Below are 6,930 nucleotides of genomic sequence, written 5' to 3'. Positions count from 1 at the left end.
GTAATAAGCTACTAAAACAAGCTTTTGCTATTGCAAAATCGGGTTTAATATTTGACAAGGAATATAAAAGTACGCTAGTGAAAAATTAATAAGATTTTACTTGTTTTTTAGCACAGTACTTTGTTGTAAACAGTGTTTATTTCTCATAATGTTTAATTACCTTTTCTAAATTCCAATCTTTTGGTGCTTTATCCTTTTCAATAAAACTCATAGAATAAACATTATTTTTATCTTTTGAATATGCTCTATGAATATGTTCCCAAGTTTCAATATCTACTTTAGGTAGTTTTTTAGAACCAAAAAAAATACGCTTTTCATCTCGAGAAAACCCACCTTGAAGAAATTGCCAACTTTTCACGTCAGCACCTTTTAATATTCCACTTTCATAATAAACATTTTCAGAGTCCACTGCTAAACTATCACTTCCATCAACTATTTTTAGTGTTTGTGGTGAAGTACAGCTTCTAATAACTCTTCCACACCAATAAGCAAAGTCTTTATCGAATGCAAATCCATTACCTATATAGTTAAAACTTTTTGAATCAAGCCCTTTGAGTGGTGTGATAGATGTTTCATTTTCTATAAAAGCTAAATTTTTATCTTTCCAATATGAGTTTCCAACTTCTTGAAATGTGTCTCTGTCAACTTTATTTAATTTTGTCCAAGCGTGATAAACATTATTTTTATCCCTAGCAATAAAATCATTATTCTCATAAATTTCAAAACTTTTAAAATCAGCACTCATTAATTTTTTCCATTGATGCCAGACTTTTCCATTTTCAAATTTCCAAAAAGTAATTGTTGAATCATATGACTTTTTAACAACTTGATTATTCGGGGATTCACTTAATTTCTTCCAACTCATAGTTTGTATCGGTAGTTTTTGTACATTGTTTACAACGGTTACGTATATGAAATGTTGCGTGTTTGTGTGCGAGGATTTTCCGAAGGAAAATCAGATGCAAGCAAACAAAGCAACTCACATTGGTTAAGCACAAAATAGCATTTTTTTATATACAATGTTGTACAACGTTTTTAATATTCTTTTTCCTTTTTTACTTCTCCGTTTTCAGAATATGTTGTCCAAATACCATTTTTATTTCCATTTATTCTCAGACCTTCTTTGAATAGAAAGTAAATTCCATCCTTCTTTGAACATTTATAAAATTGACTAAAGGTTTTATAACTGATATGGTCTTTAGATTCAAAAAACTCATTTAGTGATTTTGCATTAGAATCTATTTCTGTTGTGATATATTCTTCAACCCTATTTCCTTTACGGTCAAAGATTTTCATTCTCTTCATGTTTCCATAATTATCCAAAAAATACTCATGGGCAATTTGTCCGTTTTTATAATACTGTACCATTTCTCCAGTTTTGGCCCAAAATTTTTCAGAATTATGCTTAAAATTTGTCGAACACATAGTCCATCTTACGTTTCCATTTTTGTAAAATATCGTGTCCTTTTTACAGCTAACTTGTTCTAAATCTTTTACTAAATTTAAAAACCTATCCGTATGTTGAGCATTGGAAGAATAACTTATTAGAGTTAATATTATGACGGTTAAAATGCTTTTCATAAATGTTGTACAACGGTTACGTATAAGAATAGTGCGATGTTTGTGTGCGTGGATTTTCCGAAGGAAAATCATAAGCAAGCAAACGCGCATTTACTCTTGATTAGGTACTAAACTAAGCATTATTTTTATACAATGTTGCCATGCGTGGTATTTTTTGTCGGACTTATTTTACGGAAAATACGCGATTAAATATTGAAAACTGAGAGTTTTTCGAGCACGAGTAAAGTCAGTCTCGCGTAAACTTTGCGTTTTCTTTGTCAAAAGTCAGATGTTTTACGCATGAGTAAAGTCAGTCGCACGCAACAGTTGCGCTTTGAATTGTCAGAAGTCGGTTGAGTAAGGTTTTTAGGAATATATTTTTTAGAGCTGAGTGAGCCATGAATGGCAACGGTTACGTATAAGAATAGTGCGATGTTTGTGTGCGTGGATTTTCCGAAGGAAAATCATAAGCAAGCAAACGCGCATTTACTCTTGATTAGGTACTAAACTAAGCATTATTTTTATACAATGTTGCCATGCGTGATTGTTTTTATTGTACTTATTTTACGAAAAATATGCGATTAAATTTAGAAAACTGAGAGTTTTTCGAGCACGAGTAAAGTCAGTCACGCGTAAAGTTTGCGTTTTCTTTGTCAAAAATCAGATGTTTTGCGCATGAGTAAAGTCAGTCGCACGCAACAGTTGCGTTTTGAATTGTCAGAAGTCGGTTGAGTAAGGTTTTTAGGAATATGTTTTTAAACCACTTTGAGTCTCGTTTATATATTTTTTAGAGCTGAGTGAGCCATGAATGGCAACGGTTACGTATAAGAATAGTGCGTTGTTTGTGTGCGTGGATTTTCCGAAGGAAAATCATAAGCAAGCAAACGAGCATTTACTCTTTGTTAAGCACTAAACTAAGCATTATTTTTATACAATGTTGGCATGCGTAGTTTTTTTGTAGGTAAAGTTTTTAGTTTTAAACCACAAAGTTGAGTACGTTTTAAGTCAGTCATTCGTAACAGTTGCGTTATGTTTGTAAAAAGTCCGAATATTTTACGCAAGAGTGATGTCAGTCGTACGTAAACTTTGCGTTTTGATTTGTTAAAAGTCAGTTGCACAATCTTTTTAAAACACTTTTAAGATCGGTTTAATTCTTTTTTAGAGCAGAGTGAGCTATGAATGCCAACGTTGTTGTGTATGATTAGTTGCGTGTTTTAAGCACTAAAGTTAGTAAATAAATCACAGATAGAAAGTCTGTGAGGACTTTCGTAAATTGGCTAAAACCAGCAATTAATTATACACGGTGTTAGGCACCGTTATTTTTGTCAATTTTATGTTTTTCAATCAGCTTATTTATTACGTCAAAATTATTCGGATAAGTTCGAAAATGTACTTTGTCGCCTATTGTTCCGTCTGATTTTATTATTTGATGATGTGGAAAACTACTCACTGTAAAATATTTTTCAAAAAAGGCTAATTGATTTTTGGTTAGTAGATAGTGCTTTCCTTTAAGACCTAAATTATTAATTGTCTTTTCCCATTCATCTGATTTCATATGTACACCATAAAAAATGAATTCAACATTTTTTCCTTTGGTTGTTGCAATTAAGTCATTGTAGTTTGGTAATTCGTTCATACAAGGAGCACACCAAGTAGCCCAGAAATCGTGATAAACCACTTTGCCTTTAGTGTCTTTATATAAATCTAGCAGTTCTTTTTTCTCTTTTTCGTCTAAGTCATACTCTTTTATTAAAGCCTCAATTGGTTTGTTTTCTGTTTCTTGCTTTTTTAAAAGTTGAGAGATATATTCAGATTTAGTATAAAGATTTAAAGAATCAAGATAAATTTTAGGTATTTCTTTTCCTGTGTATTGTGATAGCCTAATTTCGTTTTTAAATAAATATGCCATCATTATTTCCCTGTCCTTTCCTTCAAGAAGTTTTTTGAGTAAATCAAACTTTAAAAAATAGGTTGTAGGCCAAAGCTTTTCTAAATCTTTACTTTTTAGCTTGTACTTATTACAAACATTCCCCATTATATTATAACATCCAGTTAGAGATTCTAAATAATCTAAATATACTTTGAAAGTTATTTTATTGCTAGAATTAATTCTCACTTCGTTTACAAAGTCGAAATATTTATTTCCATCATCTAAATCTCGGTTGCTTTTACCCATAAAAGGATATAGGCTTAAGTCATAACCTGCCTTATATTTAATTTGTGATTTTCCCCAATCAATGAAAATTTTGTCTCTAATTTTTTTATCGGACACATATGTCTTAAAAACCTGTAACTGATTTTCCATTTCTAATATTCGTTTGTTTTTGTAGAGAATATTGTTCAATGTAATATCTTTAACATAAGCATTTGTGGATTGTTTAGTTAAGCTGTCAATAAAATTTGCATTCGCTAAAATTAAATTATTAGTAATTTTATTTGTTCCGCTTACTTTAAAACTTTTGAATTTTGACCAGTTCAATAATTCCGTAATATTTAAGTCCACAAATATTTCTTCATTTGGACTGACTATTAATGAAAATGTTCTACTGTCGTAATCAAAAATTATTTCTTTTTTGCTTTGTGTTAAAAACACATAATTTACATTTCCATCATCAGAAATTTTTAACTGTTCCTTTATCGGTTCTAAAGCAGTAACAATTAGTATATCAATATATTTTTTATGTTCGCTTGGATTATAACCTTTTATATTTAGAATAATCTTTGTTGGACTAGAAGTAATTTGTTCAGATTTTACGCTTTTTGTATTATCAGTTGATTTTTTTTCATTGCATGAAATCAGAAATGTTAATGTAAGTAAAAAGTAAAATAGTTTTCTCATAGTCTGTTTTTAATGGTGCCTAACGTGATTGTGTATGGTTAGTTGCGTGGTTAAGCAACTAATTTAGCAAATAAATCACAGATAGAATATTCCGCAGGAATGTTCGTAAGTCGACAGTGACCTAGCAATTAATTATACACCGTGTTGGCGTGTCGTTTTTTATTTTCGTAATTCTTTTTCAGTCATTTCAGGATTATATCTTTTTCCATCTTTGTCAAAACTCCAAACATTCGAAACTTCACGCAATTCTGGTAATTCAGTTTTTCCAGAGTGAACTTTTTGTTTTACAATCCTGCGTAATTTTCGGTTAGCGTCCTGCTTATTTTCCTTTTCAGATTTCGCTGTTGTAATTCCGTGTATTTTTGTTTTCTTTTTTGAGCGACTCATAATATTTTTACTTTTTTAAATGCTCATTTTGTTTTATAAACTTGAATTCGTACTTATCTACAATTTTTAGAAACCCTTCTAAATTTCCAAGACAATTCTCAATATCGTTTTCTTTTTCGGTATCCCATTTCACGAGTAAGTCTCCAGATAAATATTTTCCGCTGTCGTCTATTTTTGGAATTTCAATTACTATTCCAAATTCATTATCATATTCAACAATATCTCCAATTTTCATCTGAATCAAATATTTCTATCGAGTTTTCTTAAATGCACGCCAACGTTTATGTATAAGAATAGTTGCGGGTTTGTATGCGAGGATTTTCCGAAGGAAAATCAGATGCAGGCAAACACGCAATTATCTTTGATTAAGCACTAAACCGCAATTATTTTTATGCGGTGTTACCCAACGTTTTTATTTTTCATTAATATTTCTGCTGCTTTCACAGCTTCTTTCTGATAACTTTTTCTATTATTTAAAATTTCCAATAATTGTTTTTCATTTTTGGTTTTATATTTTTCTAAAAAAGTCTCGGTCAGAGTTTTTTCTTTTTTTCTTTTTTCATTCAAGTTTATAGCTTGTCGACTGTCATTTCTGTTTATATAAGGATAAAATCGAAATCTATATTTAGTTTTAGGTGCTTTTGGCGTATCGTGAATGAAATCGTGAAGAATATTTGTCAAATAATATCTGTCACCATTTTCAAATTCCAAATCCCAATATCCGAAATCAGATATTAACATTGGTATTCTGCTCCCTCTATCAATCGCATTTTTATAATAAATTCCTAAATGATAAGTAGATTTTTTAATTTCTTTTTTTAAGTACTCTTTTTTAATTCCGTTTTGAATTATAATTATTTTTTCCTCTTTATAATCTAGAGTAAATTCTGTGTTTTTATTCTCAAAATAATAGTTAAGATAAATAATTAATGCAGGAATATTTGTCAAAAAAATAAAGCCGGCAAGCAACCAAATCCAAATTTCATCATATACAAATTCAGTTCCATTCCGCCATTTGTAATAAAAAGGTAAAAGAATAACTATAAAGCCAATAACTTTTAAGTTGTCAAATACCAATCTTTTCAGAAGTTTATTATGTATTTCGTAATGTTCTTTCAAATGTTGGGTAACGTTTATGTATAAGAATAGTTGCGGGTTTGTATGCGAGGATTTTCCGAAGGAAAATCAGACGTTACAAACACGCAACGACCTTTGATCAAGCACTAAACCGCAATTATTTTTATACGGTGTTACCACACGTTTTTTATTTTAATTCAGTCAATATATAATTATCATTTGGTTTTTCCAATCTTTTCAATTTTATACTATTCTCGTTTTGACTAACAATTATAAATGGTAAATACACTTCCATAAAAAGGATTTGAAATCCGCTATGATTAACCTGTTGCCAATTAAAATTAGACTTAATTGACGAACTATAAAAATTTGTATCGGTTTTGAATTGAATAGTATCTAAGCCTTTTTCATTTTCGAGCAAGAATTTTTTTCCAACTAACTTTATTTTCTGTTCATTTTTGAGTGAATCTGGTAGTTTACGAAAAGTTCTAAAATTTGATTTGTCATTTAAATTTATAATTACAAGCGAATCTTTTTCAATCTTCATAATTTCAAACGTATTATATTTGGACTTTATCCAATTAAAATAGTTTGAAAAATACCCTTCTCTAACTATTGAAAGTTCGTGTTTGGGTGCTTTCTCTGAGTATGAAACATTTTTAAAATTTAATATTCTTTCGTTTGGAAGAAACAATTCCGGTTCAGGATGAATAGAATATTCTCCAATCCAAGTTCCTTTCAATTCATTATTCGTAATGACAATAAAAAGTATAGGAATACTTAAAATAGTAAAAAAGATAATTAATATGTTGTGGCCTTTCTTCAAATGTGTGGTAACGTTTATGTATAAGAATAGTGCGGTTTTGTGTGTGAGGATTTTCCGCAGGAAAATCAGACGTAACAAAAGTGTACGAACTCTTGATTAAGCACTAAATTAAGCATTATTTTTATACGGCTTAAGTTAGCATTTAAATAAAAAAGACTAATTTAAACATATAAAATAGAAAGCACAAAAGAGAGGAATAAGGTTAATTTATACGGAGAGACTTCAGATCTCGTCAACATTG

7 protein-coding genes are annotated in these 6,930 nt (G+C 29.9%); all 7 read right to left on the bottom strand.

What is annotated here, in order from left to right; all coding sequences use genetic code 11:
• Positions 1–136: 136 nt before the first annotated feature.
• Positions 137–865 carry a DKNYY domain-containing protein gene (locus tag V6246_RS18090; protein WP_341561847.1) on the bottom strand — a complete coding sequence of 243 codons (729 nt, stop codon included), beginning with the start codon at positions 863–865 and terminating at the stop codon, positions 137–139.
• Positions 866–1,035: 170 nt separating this feature from the next.
• A complete protein-coding gene (locus tag V6246_RS18085; protein WP_341561846.1) occupies positions 1,036–1,581 on the bottom strand; it encodes a hypothetical protein in 546 nt (181 codons plus the stop codon).
• Between the two features lie 1,285 nt (positions 1,582–2,866).
• Positions 2,867–4,399: a TlpA family protein disulfide reductase gene (locus tag V6246_RS18080; RefSeq protein ID WP_341561845.1), complete on the bottom strand. Its 1,533-nt coding sequence runs from the start codon at positions 4,397–4,399 to the stop codon at positions 2,867–2,869.
• Positions 4,400–4,558: 159 nt separating this feature from the next.
• Positions 4,559–4,786, bottom strand: a complete 228-nt coding sequence (locus V6246_RS18075) for a hypothetical protein (RefSeq protein WP_341561844.1) — start codon at positions 4,784–4,786, stop codon at positions 4,559–4,561.
• Positions 4,787–4,793: 7 nt separating this feature from the next.
• Positions 4,794–5,021, bottom strand: a complete 228-nt coding sequence (locus V6246_RS18070; RefSeq protein WP_341561843.1) for a hypothetical protein — start codon at positions 5,019–5,021, stop codon at positions 4,794–4,796.
• A 164-nt stretch (positions 5,022–5,185) separates the two neighbouring features.
• Positions 5,186–5,905, bottom strand: a complete 720-nt coding sequence (locus V6246_RS18065) for a hypothetical protein (RefSeq protein ID WP_341561842.1) — start codon at positions 5,903–5,905, stop codon at positions 5,186–5,188.
• 145 nt (positions 5,906–6,050) lie between these two features.
• Positions 6,051–6,689: a hypothetical protein gene (locus V6246_RS18060; RefSeq protein ID WP_341561841.1), complete on the bottom strand. Its 639-nt coding sequence runs from the start codon at positions 6,687–6,689 to the stop codon at positions 6,051–6,053.
• Positions 6,690–6,930: the final 241 nt, after the last annotated feature.

The organism is Algibacter sp. TI.3.09, from assembly GCF_038154905.1.
Lineage (GTDB): Bacteria > Bacteroidota > Bacteroidia > Flavobacteriales > Flavobacteriaceae > Algibacter.
The sequence above is the reverse complement of the archived record's forward strand: the minus strand, read 5'-3'. Positions and strand labels throughout refer to the sequence as shown.

What these genes read in the sequence shown, in the direction of transcription:
- V6246_RS18090 (WP_341561847.1), bottom strand. Translation starts at nt 865, where the DNA reads ATGAGTTGGAAGAAATTAAGTGAATCCCCGAATAATCAAGTTGTTAAA.
- V6246_RS18085 (WP_341561846.1), bottom strand. Translation starts at nt 1,581, where the DNA reads ATGAAAAGCATTTTAACCGTCATAATATTAACTCTAATAAGTTATTCT.
- V6246_RS18080 (WP_341561845.1), bottom strand. Translation starts at nt 4,399, where the DNA reads ATGAGAAAACTATTTTACTTTTTACTTACATTAACATTTCTGATTTCA.
- V6246_RS18075 (WP_341561844.1), bottom strand. Translation starts at nt 4,786, where the DNA reads ATGAGTCGCTCAAAAAAGAAAACAAAAATACACGGAATTACAACAGCG.
- V6246_RS18070 (WP_341561843.1), bottom strand. Translation starts at nt 5,021, where the DNA reads ATGAAAATTGGAGATATTGTTGAATATGATAATGAATTTGGAATAGTA.